This window comes from Leptospira semungkisensis, from assembly GCF_004770055.1.
In the GTDB taxonomy this organism is placed as follows: domain Bacteria; phylum Spirochaetota; class Leptospiria; order Leptospirales; family Leptospiraceae; genus Leptospira_B; species Leptospira_B semungkisensis.
On record NZ_RQEP01000005.1, the window covers coordinates 447,112 to 471,886 of the forward strand.

Annotated in this window: 31 protein-coding genes; 18 read left to right on the top strand and 13 right to left on the bottom strand. The window is 42.8% G+C overall.

Features of this window, described 5'->3' with window-relative positions:
• Window positions 1-47: 47 nt before the first annotated feature.
• Together EHO59_RS18360 and EHO59_RS02180 are read left to right on the top strand one after the other, a co-directional pair.
• Complete coding sequence (locus EHO59_RS18360) at window positions 48-320, top strand: LIC_13241 domain-containing protein (RefSeq protein WP_425460213.1); 273 nt, start codon at window positions 48-50, stop codon at window positions 318-320.
• A gap of 83 nt (window positions 321-403) precedes the next feature.
• Complete coding sequence (locus EHO59_RS02180; protein ID WP_135584308.1) at window positions 404-1,252, top strand: response regulator; 849 nt, start codon at window positions 404-406, stop codon at window positions 1,250-1,252.
• Window positions 1,253-1,325: 73 nt separating this feature from the next.
• Here EHO59_RS02180 and EHO59_RS02185 read toward each other — a convergent pair whose 3' ends face one another.
• The 6 genes from EHO59_RS02185 to EHO59_RS02210 form a co-directional block, all read right to left on the bottom strand.
• Entirely contained in the window at window positions 1,326-1,958 is a 633-nt protein-coding gene (locus EHO59_RS02185) for a hypothetical protein (RefSeq protein ID WP_135584310.1), read from the bottom strand.
• Window positions 1,959-1,979: 21 nt separating this feature from the next.
• Complete coding sequence (locus tag EHO59_RS02190) at window positions 1,980-3,176, bottom strand: NADP-dependent isocitrate dehydrogenase (protein WP_135584312.1); 1,197 nt, start codon at window positions 3,174-3,176, stop codon at window positions 1,980-1,982.
• Window positions 3,177-3,245: 69 nt separating this feature from the next.
• A complete protein-coding gene (locus EHO59_RS02195; protein ID WP_135584314.1) occupies window positions 3,246-3,821 on the bottom strand; it encodes a hypothetical protein in 576 nt (191 codons plus the stop codon).
• Window positions 3,822-3,956: 135 nt separating this feature from the next.
• The gene (locus tag EHO59_RS02200; RefSeq protein WP_135584316.1) at window positions 3,957-4,316 is read right to left on the bottom strand and encodes a VOC family protein; all 360 of its coding nucleotides are present in this window, start codon (window positions 4,314-4,316) and stop codon (window positions 3,957-3,959) included.
• Window positions 4,317-4,336: 20 nt separating this feature from the next.
• Window positions 4,337-4,660 (bottom strand): hypothetical protein, encoded by a 324-nt coding sequence (locus tag EHO59_RS02205; protein WP_135584318.1) that lies wholly within the window; start codon window positions 4,658-4,660, stop codon window positions 4,337-4,339.
• A gap of 19 nt (window positions 4,661-4,679) precedes the next feature.
• Window positions 4,680-5,213, bottom strand: a complete 534-nt coding sequence (locus tag EHO59_RS02210) for an RNA polymerase sigma factor (protein ID WP_135584320.1) — start codon at window positions 5,211-5,213, stop codon at window positions 4,680-4,682.
• A 285-nt stretch (window positions 5,214-5,498) separates the two neighbouring features.
• On the opposite strand from EHO59_RS02210, the gene EHO59_RS02215 reads away from it, so the two are divergent.
• Both EHO59_RS02215 and EHO59_RS02220 read left to right on the top strand, forming a co-directional pair.
• The gene (locus EHO59_RS02215; protein ID WP_135584322.1) at window positions 5,499-5,933 is read left to right on the top strand and encodes an LIC_13246 family protein; all 435 of its coding nucleotides are present in this window, start codon (window positions 5,499-5,501) and stop codon (window positions 5,931-5,933) included.
• Between the two features lie 134 nt (window positions 5,934-6,067).
• Window positions 6,068-7,171 (top strand): hypothetical protein, encoded by a 1,104-nt coding sequence (locus tag EHO59_RS02220; protein WP_135584324.1) that lies wholly within the window; start codon window positions 6,068-6,070, stop codon window positions 7,169-7,171.
• Between the two features lie 91 nt (window positions 7,172-7,262).
• On the opposite strand, the gene lnt is transcribed toward EHO59_RS02220, so the two are convergent.
• On the bottom strand, window positions 7,263-9,050 hold the full coding sequence (gene lnt, locus EHO59_RS02225) for an apolipoprotein N-acyltransferase (protein WP_135584326.1): 1,788 nt from the start codon (window positions 9,048-9,050) through the stop codon (window positions 7,263-7,265).
• A gap of 191 nt (window positions 9,051-9,241) precedes the next feature.
• On the opposite strand from lnt, the gene murA reads away from it, so the two are divergent.
• Window positions 9,242-10,540 (top strand): UDP-N-acetylglucosamine 1-carboxyvinyltransferase, encoded by a 1,299-nt coding sequence (gene murA / locus EHO59_RS02230; protein WP_135584328.1) that lies wholly within the window; start codon window positions 9,242-9,244, stop codon window positions 10,538-10,540.
• On the top strand, window positions 10,537-11,202 hold the full coding sequence (locus EHO59_RS02235) for a 4Fe-4S dicluster domain-containing protein (RefSeq protein WP_135584330.1): 666 nt from the start codon (window positions 10,537-10,539) through the stop codon (window positions 11,200-11,202). The genes murA and EHO59_RS02235 overlap by 4 nt, the downstream gene beginning before the upstream one ends.
• Before the next feature lie 80 nt (window positions 11,203-11,282).
• Here the strand turns inward: EHO59_RS02235 and EHO59_RS02240 are convergent, their stop codons facing one another.
• The 5 genes from EHO59_RS02240 to EHO59_RS02260 are packed head-to-tail and all read right to left on the bottom strand — an operon-like array spanning window position 11,283 to window position 14,018.
• Window positions 11,283-11,780 carry a hypothetical protein gene (locus tag EHO59_RS02240; RefSeq protein ID WP_135584332.1) on the bottom strand — a complete coding sequence of 166 codons (498 nt, stop codon included), beginning with the start codon at window positions 11,778-11,780 and terminating at the stop codon, window positions 11,283-11,285.
• On the bottom strand, window positions 11,781-12,080 hold the full coding sequence (locus EHO59_RS02245; protein ID WP_135584334.1) for an LIC13255 family lipoprotein: 300 nt from the start codon (window positions 12,078-12,080) through the stop codon (window positions 11,781-11,783).
• The gene (locus EHO59_RS02250) at window positions 12,077-12,655 is read right to left on the bottom strand and encodes a hypothetical protein (RefSeq protein WP_246052607.1); all 579 of its coding nucleotides are present in this window, start codon (window positions 12,653-12,655) and stop codon (window positions 12,077-12,079) included. Before EHO59_RS02250 ends, EHO59_RS02245 begins: the two co-directional genes overlap by 4 nt.
• The gene (locus tag EHO59_RS02255) at window positions 12,655-13,671 is read right to left on the bottom strand and encodes a zinc-binding dehydrogenase (protein WP_167882072.1); all 1,017 of its coding nucleotides are present in this window, start codon (window positions 13,669-13,671) and stop codon (window positions 12,655-12,657) included. The genes EHO59_RS02250 and EHO59_RS02255 overlap by 1 nt, the downstream gene beginning before the upstream one ends.
• A gap of 26 nt (window positions 13,672-13,697) precedes the next feature.
• A complete protein-coding gene (locus tag EHO59_RS02260; protein WP_135586428.1) occupies window positions 13,698-14,018 on the bottom strand; it encodes a (2Fe-2S) ferredoxin domain-containing protein in 321 nt (106 codons plus the stop codon).
• A gap of 179 nt (window positions 14,019-14,197) precedes the next feature.
• On the opposite strand from EHO59_RS02260, the gene EHO59_RS02265 reads away from it, so the two are divergent.
• Both EHO59_RS02265 and EHO59_RS02270 read left to right on the top strand, forming a co-directional pair.
• The gene (locus EHO59_RS02265; RefSeq protein WP_246052610.1) at window positions 14,198-14,668 is read left to right on the top strand and encodes an LIC13259/LIC11441 family protein; all 471 of its coding nucleotides are present in this window, start codon (window positions 14,198-14,200) and stop codon (window positions 14,666-14,668) included.
• 12 nt (window positions 14,669-14,680) lie between these two features.
• Entirely contained in the window at window positions 14,681-15,652 is a 972-nt protein-coding gene (locus tag EHO59_RS02270) for a hypothetical protein (protein ID WP_135584340.1), read from the top strand.
• A 17-nt stretch (window positions 15,653-15,669) separates the two neighbouring features.
• Here EHO59_RS02270 and purF read toward each other — a convergent pair whose 3' ends face one another.
• Window positions 15,670-17,136, bottom strand: coding sequence for an amidophosphoribosyltransferase (gene purF, locus EHO59_RS02275; RefSeq protein WP_135584342.1), 1,467 nt, complete (start codon window positions 17,134-17,136; stop codon window positions 15,670-15,672).
• A gap of 40 nt (window positions 17,137-17,176) precedes the next feature.
• Here purF and EHO59_RS02280 point away from each other — a divergent pair, with 40 nt between their 5' ends.
• The 10 genes from EHO59_RS02280 (at window position 17,177) to argJ (ending at window position 24,772) form a co-directional block, all read left to right on the top strand.
• The gene (locus EHO59_RS02280) at window positions 17,177-18,346 is read left to right on the top strand and encodes a ribonuclease D (protein WP_135584344.1); all 1,170 of its coding nucleotides are present in this window, start codon (window positions 17,177-17,179) and stop codon (window positions 18,344-18,346) included.
• A complete protein-coding gene (locus tag EHO59_RS02285; RefSeq protein WP_135584346.1) occupies window positions 18,339-18,977 on the top strand; it encodes an NUDIX hydrolase in 639 nt (212 codons plus the stop codon). The genes EHO59_RS02280 and EHO59_RS02285 overlap by 8 nt, the downstream gene beginning before the upstream one ends.
• A 206-nt stretch (window positions 18,978-19,183) precedes the next feature.
• Entirely contained in the window at window positions 19,184-19,357 is a 174-nt protein-coding gene (locus tag EHO59_RS18155; protein ID WP_167882053.1) for an LIMLP_16695 family PerRB-regulated protein, read from the top strand.
• Window positions 19,354-19,746 carry a hypothetical protein gene (locus tag EHO59_RS02290; RefSeq protein WP_135584348.1) on the top strand — a complete coding sequence of 131 codons (393 nt, stop codon included), beginning with the start codon at window positions 19,354-19,356 and terminating at the stop codon, window positions 19,744-19,746. The genes EHO59_RS18155 and EHO59_RS02290 overlap by 4 nt, the downstream gene beginning before the upstream one ends.
• A gap of 59 nt (window positions 19,747-19,805) precedes the next feature.
• Entirely contained in the window at window positions 19,806-20,393 is a 588-nt protein-coding gene (locus EHO59_RS02295; RefSeq protein WP_135584350.1) for an RNA polymerase sigma factor, read from the top strand.
• Window positions 20,374-20,742, top strand: a complete 369-nt coding sequence (locus tag EHO59_RS02300; RefSeq protein ID WP_135584352.1) for a hypothetical protein — start codon at window positions 20,374-20,376, stop codon at window positions 20,740-20,742. Before EHO59_RS02295 ends, EHO59_RS02300 begins: the two co-directional genes overlap by 20 nt.
• On the top strand, window positions 20,739-21,146 hold the full coding sequence (locus EHO59_RS02305) for a hypothetical protein (protein ID WP_135584354.1): 408 nt from the start codon (window positions 20,739-20,741) through the stop codon (window positions 21,144-21,146). Before EHO59_RS02300 ends, EHO59_RS02305 begins: the two co-directional genes overlap by 4 nt.
• Before the next feature lie 246 nt (window positions 21,147-21,392).
• Complete coding sequence (locus EHO59_RS02315) at window positions 21,393-22,097, top strand: response regulator (protein WP_135584358.1); 705 nt, start codon at window positions 21,393-21,395, stop codon at window positions 22,095-22,097.
• Window positions 22,087-23,478 carry a HAMP domain-containing sensor histidine kinase gene (locus tag EHO59_RS02320; RefSeq protein WP_135584360.1) on the top strand — a complete coding sequence of 464 codons (1,392 nt, stop codon included), beginning with the start codon at window positions 22,087-22,089 and terminating at the stop codon, window positions 23,476-23,478. Before EHO59_RS02315 ends, EHO59_RS02320 begins: the two co-directional genes overlap by 11 nt.
• A gap of 142 nt (window positions 23,479-23,620) precedes the next feature.
• The gene (gene argJ, locus EHO59_RS02325) at window positions 23,621-24,772 is read left to right on the top strand and encodes a bifunctional glutamate N-acetyltransferase/amino-acid acetyltransferase ArgJ (RefSeq protein ID WP_135584362.1); all 1,152 of its coding nucleotides are present in this window, start codon (window positions 23,621-23,623) and stop codon (window positions 24,770-24,772) included.
• Window positions 24,773-24,775: the final 3 nt, after the last annotated feature.

Here is a 24,775-nt window from a genome sequence, read left to right on the forward strand (position 1 = left end):
TATCCGATCTGATCAGAGGCCTTTCTTCTTATTTTATATGGAAGGAAGTGAGTGAATCAGATTGGCCAAAGACCTTTGAATTCGTTTGGAAGTCAGAGCAATATAAATTGGTTTTCTCCGGCTTAGGATCTGTTACTCTAATACCTAGCTCGGATCCTTGGGGAAGAAAGGGGCAACCAATCTTCTATCTAAACCTATCCGAAGAAGATCCGAACCAATGGTCAGATTTATCCGGAAATACTTATAAGGGCCCGGATGAGATCCAAGAGGTAATCCATAGCTCCATAGGGATATATAAGAAGGCTTTGGCAGGAGAATAAATAAGTTATTTTTAACAGAATTTTCCTTAATTAAGACACGGATTTTCCAATTTGGATACCGCGTTATTTTCGTCTTTCTTAATATGGGAGTGAGCCAAGAGATAGTAATTAAGGCAGATCGTTCTGAGAGTTCCACCTTGTCTTCTTTCGAACCTTTAAAAATACTGATCGTTGATACGAGTAAGATCACTCGCAAGATCATCTCTTCCGAATTCTCATCAGATAGATTTTCGGTGCAGGAAGTTTCCAATGTCGAAGAATCTTCCAAACTCGCAAAAGAACAAAAATTCGATCTAATCACTCTAGGCATTCACTTAGAAGGAGGAACCGGATTCGATCTTTGCCGCAAGATCAGAAGCAAAGGCGAAAAGGAAAAATTCGCTTCCTCAAATGCGAGAATACTTTTCGTCACATCCGATTTTACGAATGAGAATAGAATAATCGCGCATAACGCAGGTGCCAACGGATTTATCCAAAAGACTACCGAATTAAGCAGTTTTCAATCTACGATTGCAGAAATACTAAAAGACCTGATGGAAGAAAAAGAGAATTCTTCCAAAGAATGGGAGAAAAGGCTAAGTCGCAAGATACTGATTGTGGACGATTCTGAATTGAATCTTGTCCTATTCAGAAGGCTTTTAGAATCTAATGGAGCCGAAGTCCAAACTGCAATCTCCGGAGAACATGCGCTTCAAATCTTAAAAGAAAGACCCACAGATTTCTCCGCTCTATTCACAGATCTGTATATGCCGATCATGAACGGAAATGAGCTTTGCAGAATCATTCTGAAAAATCCCGAATGGAAAGGGATCCGACTAGGAATTACTTCTGCAGCAGACGAGTCCTCATTAAAAAAGGGAGAAGTTCCGGAAGGTGTCGGCCTATTTTCTAAGCCTTATAATACTACTGAGATCTGCGATTTTCTAAAGTAGTCGATAGACCGAAGGTATCGCGAACCGAAAACCTTCTTCTTTCTTTTAGTGCGATTAATCTCCGAAAGATCTCTTATAAGAATTCAATACTAACGATCACATCCGGATGGCATTCTTTACGAATATCTCCTTCCATCTTAGGAAGCTTAGAATACCAAGTCTTGTTTTCGTACATTAGATCGATCCAGTAAAAATATAGGCTCGCTTCTCCAAGCTCATTCTCTATCTTGATCTCCGAAAAATCCTTTTTGACGTCCCCTATTCTTTCAAAGGTCTCGTTGTTCTTCGTTTTATAATGGATTTCCCAAGGATCCGCCTTGTAAGGAACTCCTTGTTGGTTCGGTTTACCTGCTTGTAGTTTCCAGGTTTTGATCAGGATACGAGAAAGATCCTCATACTTTACGGTTTTTGAATACTGAATATTCTCTCGATTATGTTTGAATGTAAATTCTTTGGGAGCCGTCTTCCAGGAACCTGTGATCGTTCTGCCATCGCAGAAGTAAGCTTTGATCTTCGCTCCCTCCGAAGCAGCACTAGCTGAAGAACCGGTTGAAGTCTTTGCGTCCCCTCTCGAATCCAATTGAGGTTCTTGAGGAAGACTAGGTTCCTTAGGCAAATTTACTCTCTGTCCGAACAAGGAACCGGACAGGAGCAAAAAAAGAAGGAGCCAATACAGGCTCCTTCTGATTTTCAATTTAGATCTCATAGGCGAATTCACCATTTCAATCTAAAGGCGTTTTTGGATCGCCTCCATGAACTGGAAGGTATCTAACTGTTTCGGGCCTTTGGTTGTGGTAAGTAGGACTAAGTCCTTAGTCATCTCTCCCGCTTGGATCGTGTCGATTACAGCCTTCTCCAATTTTTGAGCGAAAGTAACCACGTCAGGAGTTCCGTCCAATTCTCCCCTCTTAGCAAGAGCTCCGGTCCATGCAAAGATAGAAGCTACAGAGTTGGTAGAAGTGGTTTCTCCTTTTTGATACTGACGGTAGTGACGAGTCACAGTTCCGTGAGCCGCTTCGTATTCGAATTTTCCATCTGGAGAAACAAGAACAGAAGTCATTAGTCCTAAGGATCCGAAACCAGAAGCAACCATATCGGACATCACGTCTCCGTCGTAGTTCATTAGAGCCCAAAGCATTCCGCCCGGGTTCTTAACGATCTGAGCAACAGCGTCATCGATCAAGTAGTACCAGTATTCGATACCTGCAGCTTTTAGTTCAGCAGCTCTTTTGGTAGAAACTTCTTCGAAGATCGCACGGAAACGAGCATGGTATTTTTTAGAGATAGTATCTTTAGTTGCAAACCATACGTTGATCTTTTCGGAGATCGCATAGTTGAAGCAAGCTTCTGCAAAGCTATAGATGGACTTGTCCAAGTTGAACTGACCCATGATAACTCCAGGTCCGTCGAAATCGTTGATCGTAACTCTTTCTTTTTCTTTTCCATCTTTCGTAGTGAAAACGATCTCTACTTTTCCTGCTTCAGGAATATACAACTCGGTATCTTTATACAAGTCACCGAATGCGTGACGTCCTACTACAATCGGTTTTTCCCAGGATCTGACTCCAGAAGGGATATTGTTTACAATGATAGGTTTACGGAAAACGGTTCCGTCCAAGATGGAACGAATAGTTCCGTTCGGGGACTTCCATTCTTTTTTGAGTTTGTATTCTACAACTCTGTCTTGGTTCGGAGTGATGGTAGCACATTTAACGCCTACTCCGTATTTTAAAATGGCATTAGCGGAATCAACGGTGACCTTATCGTCGGTCTTGTCGCGGTATTCTACGCCTAGATCATAATAATCTAATTCGATATCCAAATAAGGATGGATAAAACGATCCTTAATTTCTTTCCAAATGATGCGTGTCATCTCGTCCCCGTCGAGTTCGACGAGAGGAGTTTTGACCTTAATCTTAGCCATTGTGATGCTCCTTAAGAATGTTAGATGGATTGCAGGTTTAAACCTTAGGTTTTTCCATTCTCTGGGGGCTTACGACTTCGGGAAAGAAGGATTCTCCTTTATTTTCAAGATTCCGTTTCGGAGGTCGTGGAGGTTTTGAGTGGAGAAGTAATTGATCGCGACTGGAAGGGAGACTATGCCTAGAACGGAAAGATAACGGTATTTAAGAGAATCCTTTTTGGCCAATCCGTTGATTGACTTCTCGAGGCGGAGAAGGATCTTTTTCCATCTTTGGAATACTGGAAGAAGGCTAGGATTGCAACCTTCGAAGTAAAGGTTCTCCGCAGAAGATACAATAATGTCTTTTAGATTGGTAGGAAGGGCAGGAGAACCGAACAGGTCTCTCACTTTAACCAGATCCTTTTCTAATTCGGCCTCGGTTTGCCTAGGAATGGGAAGAATGGAGCTAATTCCCACAGATACAGGAAGAGAGATCCTAAATAAAAAGTCCGTGGCTATGATGGAATTGAGATACCTTCTGATGGTTTCACCCAACGCGTCCGTATGGTCCAGCTGGGTATCACTCAGATCTTTTACGGTTTGGATAGTGTACTGGCTAAGCTTGATCTTTTCCGTCCAGAACAGGCCCAGTAATTCCGTTTCCATGTAAGTAAAGTGTACATTTTAAATTCATCCTTTTTTGGCAATCCCTATCTAGAGGGTCCTTAAAAGGGATCTAACCCTTGCTTGGGACGAACGGAGATCCCAAACTACTGGTTTGTCCTCATAGTAATATTTCTTTCAATCCTCTTCGCAGATCAATTCGAGCACGTATCCGTCCGGATCTTGGAATGTGAGAAAGAGAGTTCTTTCTGCCTTGCGAACATCATATTCCATTCTTTGAGCGAATAGCTTTTCTTCGATTCTGCGAAAGCTTTCCGAATCTACTCGAAAGGCAAAATCGCAGCCCGAAGAAAGAACAGTAGCTTTCGTATCTTTCTTTTCACCATAGATCGCGAGATTAGTTTTTCCGATCCCTAAAGTCTCGATTGCCCTCGAACTCTCCTCTTTCTCGGAAAGTTCGAAGATCTCGCGATAGAAATTTGCACTTGTTTCGGGGTCGCGAGAAACGATCCCAATATGATTCACTTCAACGAACATGATCCTTACCTCATCAGGTCTCAGTCTCTATCTAACTGATCCAGTTTTTCTTGTAACTTAGCTCGCATTCTTTCTTTCATTGCGCGCTTCCAATGTCTTTTTCTATGGTGATGATGGCCACCACCGAACCCGAATCCGCTTCCCCCTTTGAACAACAAGTGGGCTAAAACAAATAAACCTAATGCTTGCCAGTAGTTGATTTGTTTAAATCCGAAAAGGTCCGGAAGAAGCCAGTTCCATAATTGCCATACTACATACGACAATCCAAAGAAGAACAAAGGCACGAACAGAAGTAGTAGGAATATCTTTCCTGCTCTAAATCCATTGTGATGCATGTGTCTCATACGTTTTTTCCTCGGCTGATTAGAATTCTTCCAGAAAGAGAACTTTTAGATCCTTCATCCGTTTCGCCAAAAAATCCTTAGCATAGGATTTGCGAGCGGAGAGAGTTCCCTCGGGAATCCCGGTGCTTTCCGAAATTTCTCGAAAGGATTTTCCCTCGAATACATTGCTGATGAAAGCGAATCTTTGCTCGGAAGGAAGTTCTTCCATCGCGATCGCAAGTTCGTCCATTAGCAAATTCTGATAGAATTCCTTTTCAGGACCGGCACCTGTTTCCAAGAGGACCTCGTCCATCGAGAACTCCTTCTCCATATCGGAGAAAGAATATTTGCTTATCTTCTTACCTCTATACCAATCTCCGACTTTATTTCGAAGAACTGCATAAACATAACCCAATAAGTATTCTATCGTTCCTGCCGAATCTAGTTCGGTGACAGCGGCAAGAAAAGATTCTTGGAGAAGATCTTCAGCCTCTTCTGGATCCGCTACTCTAGAGCGAACCCAAGCGAGTATCTTATCTCTCTCCTTTCTGTATATGCTGTCCAAGGATCCCAATTCGTTTCTCTTTCCTCATGGATGTAGTCGTAAATTGGGGGAATTCCTTGGATTTTTTTCGCACTATTCATATTGGAGCGGGAAAAAAATGATCCAGAAAGGGAGGATCAATGTTCTGAAAGTCCCAAATTCAGCATTCGCGAGCATAAAAAATTGCTCCTTACCGATCAAAAAGGTCCCAAGTAAGACAGAAGAGATTTAGAAATAGATCCCAATTTTTTTCCGATCTTCATTTTTTTCGCGAGCAACCCTTCCGAATTCGAACTGCCTCATTCGGAGGAAAAAATGAAATCAAACACCAATATATTCACAAACCTAGAAACCGGTTGGATGAAATTACAGACGGAAAAGCAAACCTTCTTCGAGATAGTGCACGCATTGAATCGTTATTATGATGCGATCCGAGGCTCCGAAGTAAAAGAAACACGTTCCTTCCGCAGAAAACTCGCCAGAAGCAATCCGGATTTTTCCGAGATCTATTTTAAGAAGTTCGGAGATCATGAATATCTTGTGTATGCGAAGATAGAATCTGAAGGAAAGTCTGAATCCGATTCTTGGATCCATGTGGACGGGATCGGTTTAGAAAGAGAAGAGATGAGGGCTCGAGGATATAAGGATCATCCTGCCTTCGATATCAGATGCGTGCAAGATCTGTTCGAAGAATGTTGCGTCCCTGCATCCAAATCAGAAGAGGACAGAATTCATTCGGATAAAGAATAATCTAATTCGTCTTTTAGCGGTTGCCGAACGAATCGAATGCAAAAAGCAACCGTAACTTTTTTACTTCTTCCTCACTTTAAATTTCATAAGAATTGCTTGCCTGAATCGAAAACTAAGGTTAGGAATTGAAGCCCATGTTTTGCTCTTCTAATAAATTGGTTTTTCTGTCTTGTTTGATCCTACTTTCTTTTCTGTCGAATCTTTCTTCGGAAGAAGCTAAGATCCAAGCCAGAAAAGCAACGAAGCAGGAGATGGGATTTCATTTTCATCCCCAAGAAGGATATTTTCAGGCTTGGAATTATTCCTTCACTGATGAGCAGACCTGGATCTTCGCAACGTATATCATTAGTAACCTTGGTCCAGGAACAAAAAATTGCGGAGTCAGCCTTGTGGTCTATGATAAGGAAAACGGGACTCGCTTCTTTACTAAAGAATTTTCCAAGGATGAATTGAAGACTGAAGCAGGAAGAACAGAATTAGAAATTTATAATAATTCTGTTTCTAAGGGAGAGCAAGGACCCGAGATCAAAATGGACACTGACTCGGCCCAATTATTTTTGAGCTATAAGACCGGTTGGTCAAAAGCGGTTTCTCTTTCTGGGGGAAAGATCTCACTTCCCGTTACGGATAGATTCGTTCAAGCCGACATGGCATTTTCATTCGTTCCAGTGCAAGGATATCTTGTATTGAATGGGAACAAGATAGAGTTAAATGGCAAGGGAGGAATGGAACATCTTCTGACCAATTACGAAGTCTATAAGTACAGTCGACGCTGGGAATTGTATCGCTCTCAAAATAGCGCAGGTGAAAAACTCTATACCGGAGGATTCATTGGGAATGACAGTTTTCCGGGAGGAGAAGTTCGCACTGTCAGCACGATGGACGCTGCAGGAAAAATACTATTCTCAGCAAAAGTGCTCAGCTCCGAAGTTTTAGAAATGGAAACGGAACCATTCTCAAACTATGAATTGCCGATCAAAGAAAGATTTCATCTGGATTCTCAAAACTCCTGCAGCCTAACTCTCACTCGCAAACAAACCGTAGGACAGATCAGTGTGCTTTCGAATATATCTGCAGTGCTTCGCTTCTTCGTGCGCTTGTTTTTTACCAGGCCATATCAGCTATACTATATCTCGGATGCGAGATTGGATTGCAAGCAAGCACCGGAAGGAAGTGGAACCCTGCCCAAAGATCCGAATTTTAAGGGAATCTTTTCTTATTATCTAATCAATCCTTGATTATAGAAAAGGCTGCCAGAATCGGCAGCCTTATAAGAATATCCGAGAACATTTTTTTCGGACGCACTCAGATAAGGGAGACCGCTCCGGTTTAAGCGGCCTTCTCGTTCGATCTGGATCTTCTTTGCTGAAGCAAGAGGTTTCCATAATATACTGCAGTGAGAATGATCAGTATCCAAGGAATCAAATCTCCATAAAGAACATAGAATCCAGGAGGAGAGTCTATGACTTGGATCTGTTGCCAGGTGGTTTCTGCAGTCATGAGGCCTGTCGATTTTCCAGGAATAAAATGTCCAAGATGATCTACAAATCCCGAAATCCCGGAGTTAGTGGATCGAACGATCCAACGCCTCCATTCTATCGCTCTCAGTCTTCCCAATTCAAAATGCTGATCACTTTCGGTAGTTGTTCCATACCATTTGTCGTTGGTTAGGTTCGCAATGAACTGAGGATTGCCTGAGTCTTTGAATTTTCTTACGAACTCAGGAACAATTACTTCGTAACAAATCAGAGGAAGGAATGGTCCTGCCTCTTTTACTTCTGATTGCAAAGGAGCATAGTAGTTTCGGACAAAATCAGCATCCAATCCTTCTGTCCTTTCCCAAGTGATTGGAAGTAATGAAGTAGGCTCTTTCGGAGCAGAAGAATAATAATGCAATAGATCGAATGATTCGCCCGGATCGAAACGACCAGTTTGCGGACTTAGATCGTACATGAACTCGAAAGGCATTGTCTCTCCGAACATGACCAAGTATTGTTTTTGGTAAGCTTGTCTTCTTACTCCATTCGGATCATACACCACGTTATTATTGAAATAGCGTAGATATTCTTTGCCTGAGCTCTTCTTCTTATAAGCCGCGTCGATCTCATTGAATAGAACGTTGGCTCTGTATCGATTCGCAAAAGAGATCATTAGAGAATCGAAGCGAGACCAGTACATCCCGATCGTTTCCATAAGTGGAGCCTTGCGAGCAGAATAGTAAGGAATTCCAGCCTCGGGCAAAACGATCAGGTCAGGATTCTTGCCGGCTTTCTGGACTGCATCTTCTACCATTTTGTCCATGTGAGCCATATGTTCTTCTATGACCTGTCTTGGAGACCTTCCTCTCTCGTCTCGGATACTCATTGGAGCGTTCGGCTGAACTACCAAGACTTCGAGAGTTTTGGTTGGAACCACATTCTTCCATTTGAAATAGAGAGAAGTTCCCACGATCAAGAAAATAGCGAGTAACGCAAATGGCAAAGCCCAGAATCTTCCAAAATGAGTACGCTTCTCTTTGGATTTTAGGATCTCTAGGATATGAAGAGGATTCGTTTCAAAAAGAGTATAAGAGATCACGAATACCAAAAATGAAAGTCCATAGACTCCAGTAATCTCAACCGTTTGGGCCAAGATAATATTTCCGGCAGCTAAATTTCCCCAATACCAAGGAAACAATTGATATCCTAACATGTCCGCAGCCATTCCACAGGCGCCGGCGACCCAAACACTATGTCTTCCTACTCTTCTGGAGAGAAAGGAATAGGATACCAAAAAGAGTGGGAACTTTACTCCGAACAGGACCCCGGATAATAGAAGAAGAATGAATGCTACGATCCAAGGGAAATTCCCGAAGACCATAGCCATGTGATGGATCCAATGAAATGCGATCGCGTAGAAAGACATTCCGAATAGAAAACCATATCCTACTAATCTCCAATATCTTCCGGAATATTTATGAGCGATCCAAAATAAGCCGAAGGGAGCGATCCAAACGAAATGAGTGAGATAAAAAGGCGCAAAAGAGATGAAGCAGAAGACCCCTGTCCAAAGGAAACAAAACAGGTCAAAGGCTAGGGTTTTCTGAAATTCTTTAAAACGGTGTAAAAACGAATTCATGGATACCAACGTTGATCGGAAAAAAATAGTTTCGAGTCAATCGATTTCGATCCCGGTTCGAATCAGACGGTTCCCAAACCTAGTTACAGTTTTGATTCTTTTTTCCTAGATCCTGGATACGGTTTGCCAAGTTCTGTAATTGCTTGCCGTAGGAACAGGATGAAGGAGGATACCAATTAGCTGGTTGGATCATGAGTTCTCCTTATTTCAAAATCGTTGGTAAAAATCCGCTTCACGGCACCGTTATTCCGCAAGGAAACAAGAATGAAGCATTGCCGATCCTGGGTGCAGTATGTTTGGTCCCGGGAGAAACAATCATAGAAAATATCCCTTTGATCTCGGATGTGCTCATGCTCATGGATGTGCTCCGCCATCTCGGAATGGATGTAGAAGATAAGGGAGAAGGCACCTTCTTATTTAGAAATAATGGAAACTTAAAATCGGATCTCCCTTGGGAACTCTGTTCCAAGATAAGAGGCGCAGTCACCTTGGCAGGTCCCATTCTTGCAAAGACAGGAAGAGTCTTCCTTCCCCGCCCCGGCGGAGACAAGATCGGCAGAAGGAGAATGGACACTCACCTTCTCGCATTAGAAGCCTTAGGCGCTCATATAGAGATCTTTCCTGACGGATACGAAATCAAGGGAGATAGATTGAGAGGAGTCGATCTATTATTGGATGAGGCTTCTGTTACCGCGACAGAGAACGCTGTCATGGCAGCAGTCTTGGCAGAAGGTGTTACCATTATCCGACATGCTGCCAGCGAACCACATGTGCAAAGACTCTGTAAATTTTTAGTCTCTGCGGGAGCAAAGATCTCGGGCATTGGTTCCAATATTCTCACAATCGAAGGTGTGTCTTCCTTACATTCTCTGAAGTCTTCTCACAGAATAGGATCCGACTATCTAGAGATCGGAAGCTTTATCAGTTTGGCTGCAGTAACCGGTGGAGAGATCTTTATCGGAGATGTGGATCTAGAAGATATACGAATGATCCGCATGGTATATTCTCGCTTGGGAATAGAAGTTCGTCCTCAAGATGGAGGGGTACTTGTTCCTTCCGATCAAAAATTAGAAATCATTCCCGATTATCATGGAGCAACTCCCAAGATAGACGATTCTCCTTGGCCTGGCTTTCCGGCAGATATGACTTCGGTGGCTCTTGTCACTGCAACTCAATGCAAGGGTACTGTTCTTATTCACGAGAAGATGTTCGAGTCCAGACTCTTCTTCGTAGACAATATCATCTCGATGGGAGCGCAGATTATTCTATGTGATCCACATAGAGCCATAGTTATCGGACCGAACCGACTCTATGGACAAAAGGTAGCGAGTCCAGATATCAGAGCTGGAATGGCAATGATCATTGCGGCACTTTGTGCAGAAGGAACCAGCTCCATTCATAATATCGTCCAGATCGATAGAGGATTCCAAGACATAGACACTCGACTTAGATCTCTTGGCGCTCATATAGAGAGGATCGGCGGGGAATGAACCGAAAAGACTTCTTCCGGAAAGGGTTGGCAAAAGCTTTTTCCGTAATGGAAGAAGGAGTCAATGAAATCTCCGAAACCTGGAAAACTGCGACAGAGGAAAAAGGATCCGAAGATCCTGATACAAAAAAAGAAGAATCTCCTTCTTCAGAAGATTCAATAGCAATCCCTCTTCCTAAACCGGAAGGAAAGAAGTTCAAGGGATTTCGAAATCTACAATTTCCTCCGGGCGCGGACCAAACAGGAAAGAGATTCTTTTCCAAATGCACAGGATGCGGAGATTGCATTTATGCATGTCCTTATTCAGTTTTATTTCCTGTTCCGGATGACGTAACGGGCAAACATTTTCCAAGAATGGATGTGAACCTGAACGCATGCATGCTTTGCGAAGGTTATCCTTGCATTTCTTCCTGCCAAACAGGAGCTCTCAAGCATTACAAAAAAAACGAGTCTCCTAAATTCGGAAAGGCTGTTGGAAATTTCCAACATTGCATTAACTCCAGAACCGGAGAAAAAACCTGCGAGGCATGTGCGATCACATGTCCGATTCCGAAAGTAGTTAATTTCAAAGGGAATAAACCTACATTCTCAAAAGATTGCGTAGGTTGCGGACAATGTGTTTCTTCTTGTCCTACGTTTCCAAAAGCGATCCTAGTTAAGTAAGATGAGAAGCGATTGGTCTAATCGTTTTGGTTTTTGTCGGATCTGATTCGGATCTAAGCTGAAATTCTTCGAGAGAAGCGTTAATAACCGAGTGCTTTTCTAATCTTCTCTGGAATATCCTCGAACTTCGGATACTTATGTTTTTTTCCGTCAGGAAAGATCACATAATAAGTCCCGTTCAAGACTTCCATATAATAGTTTCCCTTCTTCTTTTGTCCTATCGAAGACTTGTCCATCTCCTTGACCATAGCTTGGTATCTAGGAGGAAGAGCCTGCCAAGAAGCATATACTTGGATTTCGCCGGCATGATTCACAGTGTATAAACCGTTCTCATGCATGATCTTGATTCCATTATAATCAAAGACCTCGAGCACATTCACCTTCGGCTCCTTCTTCTTAGGTGCGCGGTTTGGATCGATCTCATTCTCGAGTTCGTCTGATTGAATATTGTATTGAACAATCGACTTAGAATCCGAAGCTCTTCGATTTCTAGTCATCAAAATATAAAGATAAGAAAGCCCCGAAATAGAAAGAGCCGCAAGGATCAGAAATTCGAAATGTCTGGCAATCCAACCCATTTACTTTCTATATTCGATTGCTTTGCACGCAAATGGGACCGGATCTCCGGCCTGGGTCCAAAAGCTGCATTTCTCAAAGCCAATCGAAGTAACACAATTATCAATATCCTTCTTTCTGGATCTTCCGGGGATCAAAGAAGTGATATTTCGATTCGAGCTACATTCCATATCTTTCAAAGAATATGCAGTAAGCAATCTTGCAGAAGACTCCTCGAAAGAATAGAATTCCTCGTCTACGGTATAGCAATTCGATAGGAAGGAAAATAATGCGATCAGAAGAAAGAGAAACGTATATTTCAAATATTTATCTCCGGCGATTTGGGGAGAAGGAGAGGCACTTTTTCATCAACTGGAAGATCTACTTCTCCTAGAAAGGTTTTGTATTTAACGATCCCCTTAATTCTCAGGTTTGGATCCTTTCCTGCGAGTAAGGCTCTCACAACCAAAATCGCAAGTAATAATTTGTCCTGGTTTTGTCGATTTTCAAACGAGGTTTCTATTCTAGGAGTGATTATATTCTTTGATAAGGCGGATACAAGAACTTCTTCTGAAGAGATCACTTTTGCAAGCTCTGCAGACTTTCCATTCCCCAAATCCGCAAAGAGCCCAAGGTCGAACGCGTAGATCTTTACATCCGAATCATTCGGGTTTTCTATCTCCACTTTGGAGCTGATCACCATTTTAGGAACAGGAGGAAAAGGAAGAATATCTATCCTTTCTATCTTTGTCTCTAAGATCTTATATTTGCAGGTCTGTAGGTTTTTTATATTTTCTCTGATTCCGAAGCAGGAGGAGAGAAGGAGCGGGATCGCCAAAAGGCAAGCGGAGAGCCCGGCGATCTTGCCAGGCTCTCTTTTCAAAAGATCAAAATACATCAAGGATTCCATCCGGTGGAAATCAATACTTTGCCTCGAGTCATATTTTGAGAATATTCTTGGATCGCTTTGTCCGCTTCCTTCAATGGAATGCGAGCTGCGATCTCAGTTTGGAATTCTTTGCCCAGAAGAGAACGAACCTCTGAAGTGATCCTCCAAAGACGGAAAGGACTCTGAGCGGGCATCCAAGAAGAAAGCCAGAAACCTTCTAACTTCTTATCTTGAAAAATTCCTAATCCGGCATGAAAGCTAATCGGCTCTTCGGACAATGCACCGTATACAACACACTTACTTGCATACGGCATAGCGGCCAAGGCTCTACCTGTGATCTCCCCTGCGACTGCATCCAATAGAATTGTTGCTCCCAATTTATTGGCAGTCACTCTTAACTCTCTATCGAAATTCGGGGAACTGGAATCCAGAACGTATTCTGCTCCAAGAGACTTGAGAAGATCCACTTGTTCTTTTCTTCTGACTATATGAATGCCCGGGATTTTTTTCTTATTGGATAAACGAAGAAGCATTCTTCCTAATGCAGAAGCCGCTCCGGTTTGCACATACGCTTTATGCTTTTCACGGACAACCTGATCCAGCAACGCCCAAGCAGTGATCGGGTTAACAAAGAGACAAGCGCCTTGTTCTAAAGTAGTTTCTTTATTTAATGGAATACAAGAATATCCGTCGGTAATCATATACTCCGCGTACGGTCCATCGCCTTTGTTGGGAGAAATGCAAGCAACAGGTTTTCCTAATAGAGAATTCGCTCTCCATCCTCCCCCGCTTTTTACGACTACTCCGCTGCCTTCGAATCCTGGAACGACCGGGAGCTTCTTCTTGATTCCATACAATCCCCTCATGAACATCAAATCCGAAGGATTGATGGAGCCTGAATGGATCCTAACGAGCACCTCTCCCTTTTTTAAGGGTCGGATCTCTTTTTCTACGATCTTGGCCCTGCCCGGTTCGTTGCTGTATTCTTTCAATTCGTACGCTAAGTACGATTTCGGTATTTCTATCTTTGCCATCTTCTCACTCTTCCTCTTTAAGCCTCGTCTTCTAGCATCAGCCTTCGGATCGGGGTTGTTTCGTTTTTCAGAATATAGTTTTGGATAAATTCTTCTGCATCTTCCTTGGTTTTTAAGGAAAACCAAAGGCCTTCTGGGTAAGAGACCTGGACTGGGCCGAGCTCGCATCTATCTAGACAGCCGGACCTCTGGATTCGGATCTTATCCTTAAATCCCAGTTCCTGTAGTCTTTTCTTCATATAGGCGAGTAATTGGGGGGAGCCCTTAGGTCCGCAGGAAGGCCTTTCGCCTTCCGCTCTTACGTTTTCGCAAACAAAAACATGTTTTTTAAAATACATAGAGTCGTTAGACAATAGAGTATTGCCTCTTTCTCCCTAGTTTCGAGGATATGGTAAAGGTTAGAACCCATTTTTTGGAAGAATAGTTTGAACCTCTAACGATTGCCAGAACTCTTTCGTCCTTTTTTTATGGTCTGGTAGGGTAAATTTTCGAGTCCTAACTCATATTGGAGAATTTGATGAAGCAACTGAATATCTTCCTCATTCTAACGATCCTAATCTCGATCTCTTGTGGTAAAAAAGAACAAAAGCCTCTCACCGAGGCGGAAAAACCGCTCTTTGAAACCGTTTTAGCGGAAAACGACAAAGTAGTCAAAAGTCTCTTAACAACGGAAGAAGTCTCTCCGAACATTTCTGCGCTACTTGTATCCGTTGATACATTAGCTGCCGCAAAAGGTGGCCTGGAATCCACCGCTCAAGAAATGAAGACTGCATTAGAAACAGCTAAATCTCCGGATGTAAAAGTTTCTTTTGTAGGTTTCTCTAAATTCAGCGAGATCCTAGCGGAGACAATGAAGGCAAACGGACTCCAATCCGGAAGAAACCGTTTCTACTGTCCCATGGTCAAAAAGACATGGGTACTTTCAGGCCAAAGGATCGAAAATCCTTATGCACCTGATATGCGCGATTGCGGTGATCTCATTCCCTAAGAATCCAAGGTAATGGAAAGAATCTGTGTAGCAGGAGTTTCCGAATTTAAGGCTTGCCCGAGCAATTGCAGGGAATACTTACGCGAGACAAATTGGGACGACTCTTCTCGATTAGGATGTCTCGCTTTCGAGAAACTAGAAAAATTTTTAGAAGGAAATAGTTCCTTCAGCGTGGGGGCAACCGCGTTCCAACAGGCTCCCGCAGATATTCTTGAAAACTTCTCTTCTCAATCCGAAGGAGGTTTCGATCTAGTACGCTATTTTATCTCTATCTCTTCGCCGGATCAGGTCAAGTCCACGATCCTAGAAATGGATGATTCCTTACTTTATAGAATCGTAAAGGAAGACTTTAAGATATTTCAGAAATTGAAGAAAGAGAAAAAGGTATTCGGAACCGAAACGAATTTTTTGGATTCTAAAGCGACTCAGTTTTGGAACAGTCTTCCTCCAGATAGGATCTCCAAATTCATACTCTATTGCGTTCGTAACAAGAAAGACAATTTGTTCGCAGCAAGATTTCTTTCTCTGATGCCAACAGAATCGCTGATCTCCCTCAGAAAAGACTCAGGACTTACAAGAGAAGAAGAAATAGAGCTCTATAGAGGACTCGAAGAATCTTTATATGAATTCCCGATCCAAGTCACTGGAATCTATTCTCATCTGATGGATCTGTTTGCCGAAGATCCCGAGATCAATATCATTCTCTCTACTATGGGCGGTCTTGTGGAAAGAAAGGAAACTCTTCTTCAGGCGAGAGAAGAGATCCTGAAGATCATCGACGAATCGGATAAGAAGAACTCTCATCAGGAAATATTAAATTATCTGAATACATTAGATAAGGACGCAGCTCTGGAAATCCTCACAATGTTAGAAGAAAAGAATCATTTGGGAAATTCGGAAAAGATACTTCTATCTTCTTATATAAAAGGAGAAGAAGCGGACTTTATCACGTTCGCTAAGAAGCCGATCTACAGAATGAAATAAATAGATCGGATTCTTTTTTAGACGTGTTCTTCGACTTCGTATTCTTTGAATAAGCTCTTCTGATTTCCCATATCGCTTTGAAACTCGACAGGATAATCGGAAGTGAAGCAGGCATTGCAGAAACCGCCGCCTCTATGATCATTCACAGCCTTATGCATAGAATCCACAGACAAATAAGCGATGGAATCCACTCTTAAATACTTGCGAATCTCTTCGATCGTATGTGTGGCCGCGATCAACTCATTGTGTGTAGGAATATCGATCCCATAATAGCAAGGAGAGACAGTTGGAGGAGCGGAAACTCTAAGATGGATCTCGGTAGCACCTGCGTTTCGGATCATCTTGATGATCTTTCGGCTAGTGGTCCCTCTCATAATGGAATCGTCCACGATTACGACTCTTTTGCCTTCCACCACGTTCTTGACTACGTTGTATTTGATCTTAGCTCCGAAATCTCGGATCTTTTGGTCCGGCTCGATGAATGTCCTTCCCACGTAGTGAGAGCGGATCAATCCCGATTGGAAAGGAATTCCGGAGGCTTCTGAATATCCAAGTGCTGCGATATTCGCGGAGTCCGGAACTGGAATAACCACATCTGCTTCGACCGGAAGTTCTTTGGCCAATTGGTTTCCCAAAGCCTTACGAACCTTATAAACGGATTCTCCAAAAATATTGGAGTCAGGTCTTGCGAAATAAATGTATTCGAAAATGCAAAGAGCAGGCTTCGCTTGCGGGAATGGATAGAAGGAACGAATTCCTGTTCTGTCCACTACGATCATTTCTCCAGGTTCTACATCTCTTTCATACGTGGTGTCGGTGATATCGAAGGCGCAGGTCTCGGAAGCGAAAACGATAGAACCGTCATCCCTTCTTCCCATAACCAGAGGACGGAAACCGTTTGGATCCCGTACTGCAATGAGCTGGCCCTTGGTTAGCACCACGAGAGAATACGCACCTCTCACTTTTTTCAAAGCAGAAGAAAGCGCCGAAAGAAGATCGGTCTCTCCGGAGCGAGCCATCAGGTGAACGATCACCTCTGAATCGATTGTAGTTTGGAAAATGGAACCTTCTTTTTCCAGTTGGGAACGAACTTCCCAGGAGTTTACCAGGTTTCCGTTATGAGCAAGTGCGATTGGGCCGAGATGAGACTCGACTCGGAGGGGTTGGGCATTTCGTAAAAAACTCGCGCCTGTGGTGGAATATCGATTATGACCGATCGCAGCAGTTCCGGTGAGTTCTCGGATCTTGCCTTCGGTAAAAATATTCGCGACGAGCCCCATGCCGGCGTAGCGGTAGAGATGTTCTCCGTCAGAGGAGACTATCCCGCTCGATTCTTGCCCTCGGTGCTGCATAGAATACAGACCTAAGTAGGTGAAGTTGGCCGCTTCTTGGGAATTAAAAATACCGAAGATCGCGCATTCTTCTTTTGGTTTGTCATCTCGGACTAGGGTCCGTAGACTGGACGTATTGGGAATCGAACTCATGGTCCCCCTTCCGACGCTAGTCTCCCAGGTCGCCTTTTAGATGCAAATACAATCCGATTATATCGTCGTAGACAACGTCCGAAGCCTACAGTTGGCATTGATTACTCTCTCTCAATCCGATTGCCTCTCTATTGATACGGAATCCAGCGGTTATTACACCTACTATTCCAAAGTTTGTCTGATCCAAATATCCTCCAAGGGCAAGAACTACATCTTTGACCCTATTCGATTAGATGATCTCTCAGGACTCGGACCTCTATTCGAGAATCCGTCCATCTTAAAAATCTTTCATTCCGCTTCGGACGATATCAAAGCTCTTAAAAGAGACTTCAGTTTCAAGTTTATCAACATCGCGGACACGATGTTTAGCTCACGTTTATTAGACTTAGAACAGAACTCTTTGTTGTATCTTGTGGAACATTACCACAAGGTCAAACTTTCCAAAAAGGAACAAAAATCCAACTGGGAAAAACGGCCCCTTGAAAAAAGCCAGCTTCAGTATGCGGCATTAGATACCGTCTATCTGGAATCCATCTGGGAAAAAATGAGGGAAGAACTCGCAAAACGGAAATTGTTAGACGAAGCCGTTTCCGAATTCGCAAAACTCGCAGAAGAGGAGCCAGAGCCTTTCGAAGGATTCTCCATCAATTTGGAAAAATTCCCGAATGTTTTGGATCTGGGCTCGGATGAAAGAAGAGCATTGTATGATACTCTCTTATTCAGAGATGAAAAGGCCAAGAGGATCAATAAGGCACCTTTCCGAGTTTGGAATAACGACAAGGTTCTAGAACTTGTAAAATCTAGAGGAGAGATCAATAAGCTGACGGATATCGTGGGCAAGAAAGACGCAGAAAGTCTTACCCAGGTTTACAAGAATCCGAGCGGCCCTCCTATCCAAAAAAACGATCTATTCAAAAGATCCATAGAGGATCTCTCCGGTGACGAAGCGGATCGCTTCAAAAGACTCAGACAATGGAGAGAGACAGTTATGTCAATTCGCCGGATGGGTCATAACTTAATGCCGTCTAATAAGAATATAGCTGAGATCGCAAAACGAAATCCTAAGACGATAGAAGAACTGAGAGAAATGGGAATCTTTTCCAATTGGAAAGTGGAGAACTATGGACCTTCTTTGATCTCTGCTATTCAATCCAAACCGTATGAGACCACTCTCTCGAGTTTGATACCGATCAAGAAGAAATTTGATTAGATTAGATTTAGATAAACTAAAACAGGATCTTCCTCTTTTACCGGAAGGAGAACCTAATCTGCCCGAAGGCGTGGCACATTCTTCTGTAATCATGCCGGTATTTCATAAAAACGGACAGGACGGATTTCTATTGCAAAAAAGAAATCCGAACCTTGCCGCTCACCCAGGACAGATCTCATTTCCTGGAGGAGTAAAAGAACCGGAGGATCCTTCTCTTTTAGAAACCGCATTAAGAGAATGGAAAGAAGAAATGGGGGTGGCTCGAGAAGCTCTTTCCGTGATCGGAAATTATAAGGGCCAGCTCACTCATACTGGATTCCATATCACTCCTTTTCTCGCACGGTATTCGGGTGACTTTCTATTCCAGTTCAATCCGGACGAAGTAGAGAGAGTGATCCAACTGGAGTTCGATCGACTTTGGGAAGTCCCTTTCTATAGCATCCAAGGCAGAAGAAAACCGGATGGGCCAGTATTAGAAGTCTTCTATTTTGACTTGGAAGAAGGTTTGCTCTGGGGAGCAACGGCGAGGATCATCGTGGATTTCTTAAGAGATCATTCCTCCTTCTCCCGGATCCCGGAACTAAGGACGCCGAATCTTACAGCCGCGCCTTACTTGGATGTGAAAAGATAATCTCTCTCCCTCTTCTTTTTTTTCCAACTAGCTCAATTTTTCTTCTAACCATTACGTCTCTAAAAAATGTAGTTCTACAAAAGGTTTTGCGCTTTAGGACTTTAACGCAAAGGCCGAAAGTTAATACGACATAACTTAAATTCTTCTTCGGAAGTTGAAAACGCAATTTTAAGAATCAAAAAGTCATTATATATAGGAGCATTCCAATGAGCAAGTTAAAGGACCTTTTCAATACCGATATCAGGACTAGCTATCTGAAAGAGAGCTGGAAAGAAGATGAATGGTATGAGTCTCTTGCAGAGAGACCAGGCATCGCAGAAAAAATACCGTACTTTAAGAAAGGTGAATCCAGCATTAAGGTGGCGGTTCTGGCAAGATGACCCCGGAAGAAAAAGAAGCACTCTTTCGAAGCATAGAACAAATCCAGCAAACTCTCCAAGCAAATCAGCTTGGTGGGGAATACAAAGCCATTCTTTATAGCATTCCTATCGTAGGGATTATATTCGGATGGCTTTTATTATTCTTTCTCTTCTTCTGGTGGTACCGCCAAAGAATGGCTATCATCAAAGCCGGCCTTTATCAAAAGGAAAAATTCGATCTTCGCCTCTATTCCTTCTTCTTAGGATTGATTGTTACTTTCGTAGGGATCGCTCTTTCGGTTACTTTCATTTTAGTACTCGGAAAATCATTGGCGATGTTAGGTGGATTGATACCATTAGGAACCGGTTTAGGACTCCTTTGTTATTACAAATGGGCTCCCAGAAAATAATCCCGGCTTTCGGATCTCCTTCCTCTTACACTTCGTAACAAAGGCTTAAGATTTCCCTTATGAACCAAGAAGACCCTATCCTGTGCGATCCGGAGGATTGGGCCTGTATTCAAAGAGTCTTAATCGGAGACTTTGACGCATTCGAAGAATTAGTACTGAATTACGAGGCCATGGTCTATTCTCAGGCCAAGAAAGCATTTCGTAACGAATCCGAGGCAGAGGACTTTACCCAAGACGTATTCCTAAAAGCTTTCGAAGGTCTGTCCACATTCAAAGGAAAATCCAAGTTCTCGACTTGGTTATTCTCCATCGCGAGAAACGAGATCATCCGCAGATATAGAAAAGAACATCCCGAGGTCGATACTTCCATCGAAGGACTGTCTTCGGGACAAACTGGGGAAGGATTCTCTTCTCAAGAATCCGAACTCTTAGAGAAAGAAACATCGGAAAAGATCAGATCTCTGGTCGATCGCCTTCCGGAGCTTTATCGCAAACCAATCTCTCTACACTATTTTGAGAATATGTCCTATAAAGATATTTCTGAGAATTTAAACTTGAAAATGAACACCTTAAAGAGTTATATTTTCAGAGGAAAAGAAATCCTCCGCGACTGGCTGAAGAAAGAAGATGAGCACGGAAAAAAATAATATCCCGGAAGAATTAAAAGAGCAGTTGGATTTCTTCACCGCCCCACCAGAAGGAAAGGTGAAGGATGAAGTTCCTCCATTACTTAAGAAAAAAGTAATGCTCCATCTAGTTCATCTCAGGCATATACGAGTAATTCTGATCACTACCTTACTTTTAGCCTTTTCTCCCTTGACCGTAATCCTGTTCACAGATTGGAATTTTCTCTTCCAAACAGGCATTTTGCATGCGATTTTGGCCACCAGCGGGCTTCTGTTCCTTCTTTTCGCTGTCTTAATAGGGATTTATCTTGTGCAAAATAGGAGCCCCTATACTAAGGAATGGAAGAACAAGTTAGGATTCGACGAATGAAATCTCTAAGCATAAGTGTCGTATTTTTATTCTTACTAGTAGCCGGCAGTCACCTCTCTGCAGAAGAGGCTTCTTCTCAAAAAATAACGGCAAAAGAATTCCTAGAGATGAAGTTGGATGCAGTCTTTCCTCTTATCCAAAAGATGAACAAGAAAGATGCGGACGTTCTGATCACTCAGATCAGAGAAGAAGCGAGAAAATCCTGGGCTCAATCCGATAACTACTTCTTCTTGGTAGAGCATCTGACTACGATCAGTGCGATTGAGGAAGAGCAGAACAGACTGAAAGGTCTGGTTTGGGTTTATACCCTTGGCCTTGCCCTATTTGGCGGTTTCGTTCTTTATGTCCTCTTCAGACAAAGAAAACTCATCCGCGAATTGAATGAATTGATAAAAGATCGTTAAAATACGAAGGAAAGAATCCGTATTTTATAACAAGTGGATAGCGATAGACGCCCTTTGTTTACTTGTTGTCATACGATTTAAGATAGAATAATCTTTTTCCGGGTATTGTAACGTTTGCGTAAACCTTTTGTAACGGTTTTCTGACAATATGAGGGAATGGAACCTATCCAAATACAAGGATCCTCCTCCCCAGCAACAAACGAGAAAAATCCTCCTAGGCGTAGGAGAAAGAGCTTTAGCGAATTTATGAAAAATGCTTCCGGTAGCCCAGGTCAAAAAATCCTAGTCGTAGACGACGAAGAGGATATTGCAGAGCTAATCAAATTCCATCTAGAAGAGAACGGGTACCAAGTAGACACATGCCAAAACGGTTTAGAAGTTCTTCCTCGCATTGAGAAGAATCTACCGGATCTCGTAGTGTTAGATCTAATGCTTCCTGGCGTTGGTGGGATGGATCTGTGCAAACGCATTAAAGAAAAATATGCGCTTCCTATCATTATGGTCACCGCAAAATCGGGAGAGACCGACGCAGTTCTGGGATTGGAACTTGGTGCTGACGATTACGTTAGAAAGCCATTTTCTACCAGAGAACTAATTGCAAGAGTTCGTTCCGTCCTGAGAAGATCCGGCGAAGCTGAAGAAGAGCAGGAATTCGAAGGAAATATCACTGTCGGAAAGATCTTTTTAAATCCGAAGGCCCACAAGGTCTTTATAAATAGTGCTGAGATCGATCTTACTCTGATCGAATACAAAATTCTGTACCTATTCATGACGAATACCGGTGTAGCCTTTACTCGAGATAAACTTTTAGATAAAGTCTGGGGCAAAGATATTTATGTGACCGATAGAGCGGTCGATGTTAATATCAAACGTCTTCGGGACAAACTCGGAGAAGAGAAGGAGAGGTTGGAAACCATCCGCGGGATCGGTTACAGATTCAATGAGGCGTAGCTTATTTTCTAAACTACTCTTAAGTAACTGGCTTCTACTCGTTTTCCTAATGGCTGTGGCGGGAGTGGTCTTCTTTCTAGAAGACCGGATCAATCCCGATCTGAAGATTCTACTCTTCTCCGCATATATACTTCTAGCGATGTTCGGGACTTTCTATATGTCCTTCTCCATCGCAAGAAGCGTAACTCAGACTTTAAATCAAATCGAAATGAAAACCGGCGAGATCAACGCCGGAGATTTCGGATCGGAATTGAGCCTTCCCGAAATCAGAGAGCTTGCAGATCTAGCAGTCTCCATCAATCTCATGTCCGGTCGTTTGAAAAACCAATTCGTGGACTTAACCATCGAAAAGGAAAAGTTCGACTCGGTATTACAAAACTTAAAAGAAGGAGTCTTCTCTGTTGATTTAGAAGGCTCCATTGTATTTCAAAACCGAAGTATTCCTGGATCCTTAATAGAACCGAACTCAGGTTCCCGTAGAGTAGAAGACGCAGTGAAAGATCCGCGTCTTTTAGAGTTCATTAAAAAAAACTTATACGGCAAAGGCGATCCAAAGATAGAATTAGATCTTAGCCAAAATTTTTATGCGATCAAAATGTATCCTCTTCGCACGAATGGGAACATCCTGATGTTTATCGGAGTAATACGGAATATTACCGAAGAGAAGCAGTCTTATATTATTCGAGAACAGTTCGTTCAAAATGCTTCTCATGAATTAAAAACTCCGATCACTTCTATCAAGGGATATACAGAGACGCTTCTGGGCCGCTTGAAATTGCTCGAAGACAGTCATGAGAAAAGATTCTTAGACGCGATCTCCCGAAATACGGATCGGATGGTGCGTATTGTAGAAGACATGCTTACAATCACTCGAATCGAGAACCAAAGTGCAATCGCTCAGCCGGAAGAATTTACTCTCAAGTCATTGGTCGAGAATCTTTCCTTTACGGTAGACGGAGTGATTTCTCCCAAAGGACAGAAGTTGGTTGTGGATATGCCTACCTCGCTAGCGGTTTCTGCGGATTGGGTTTTGCTCGAGCATATGCTTTTGAACCTGATATCAAATGCTTCTTCTTATTCCCCCGATGGAAAAACGATCACTCTGAAAATCGCAAGAGCGGAACCAGATTCGGTCAACTTTCAAGTCATGGACCAAGGGATCGGTATCAAGGACGAGGATAAGGAAAGAATTTTCGAAAGATTCTTCCGAGTGGATAAGAACAGATCTCGCAAAGAAGGCGGGACCGGTCTAGGACTTTCCATCGTTAAGCATATTGTTCGATTGCATCATGGCTCGGTAAAAGTTTTTGATAACCCGGAAGGTGGAACCATCTTCTCCGTAACCATTCCTCTAGTTTACAGCGAAGCTTTAGAATCTTGAAAACCGAGCAATAGCTCGGATTCGGCTTTCCTAAAAATCCCCCGTACTGAAAATAGAAAATCCAAATAGAAACGGCGGCTTGATCCGGATCATTTCCGAAGCCGCTCAAATTCCTTTGTTAGAAAGGGATCGAGGTTAGAGTATGGACTATCCCCAAGGTTTTTCCTCCTTCGGAATCAATATAGGCATTAAAGATAAAACGAAAGATTTCGGCGTCATTTTCTCCGAGAAGCCTTGCAAAGCAGCAGCAGTATTCACTCGAAATAATTTTCCTGGAGCACCGGTCATTGTCGGAAAGGAACATATTCGAGATGGATTGCTCCAAGCAGTAGTAATCAATTCAAAAAATTCTAATGTAGCTACCGGAGATGCAGGCATTGCAAACTCTAGATCGATCTGCACAGAGATCGGAAAGTCTTTGGGGATTTCTGAAACATTAGTGCTTCCATCTTCCACGGGAGTGATCGGAGTTCCTCTTCCGATGCAAGTCATTCTTCCTGCTTGTGCAAATGCAAAGTCCAATTTAAAACCAGGCAACTTGGAAGTAGTTGCCGAGGCGATCATGACCACCGATAGCAGAAGAAAGATCTCAGTGAGAAAGATCAAATCTGCAAACGGAGAAGCTGTCATCTTCGGAATGGCCAAGGGAGCAGGGATGATTGAGCCGAATATGGCAACCATGCTTTCTTATATTCTCACTGATGCGGACATCGAAGGTGATTTGCAAAAGATACTGAAAGAGTGTGTGGACTTAAGCTTTAATTGTATCAGTATCGATTCGGATACTTCTACATCTGATACTGTTGCTGTGTTAAGCAACGGACTCGCCGGCAAAGTAGATGCAAAAGACTTTCGTTCTGCGTTACTCGAAATATGTATAGATCTCGCAAAAGAAGTAGCTAGAGACGGAGAAGGAGCTTCTAAATTGATAGAAGTCCGAATCCGAAAATCCAGAGACGAGATCCAAGCTAGAAAGATCGGCAAGTCCATCCTAAACTCTCCTTTGATCAAGACTGCAATCTACGGGGGGGACCCGAACTGGGGGAGATTGGTTATGGCAGTGGGGAAGGTTTTTGACGAACCGATCCCTTTTGACTCTTTGGAAATTTATTTCGGAGATCTTCCTGTCAAAGGCGCCGATTCCGAGAAACTCAAAAAATTGTCCGAGTATCTAAAAAAGAATTCCGAGATCCTCGTTGATGTGGTATTGAATACCGGTACGCACGAAATGGTATTTTGGGGATGCGACCTGACCGAAGGATACGTAAAAGAAAACGCATACTATACAACCTGAACT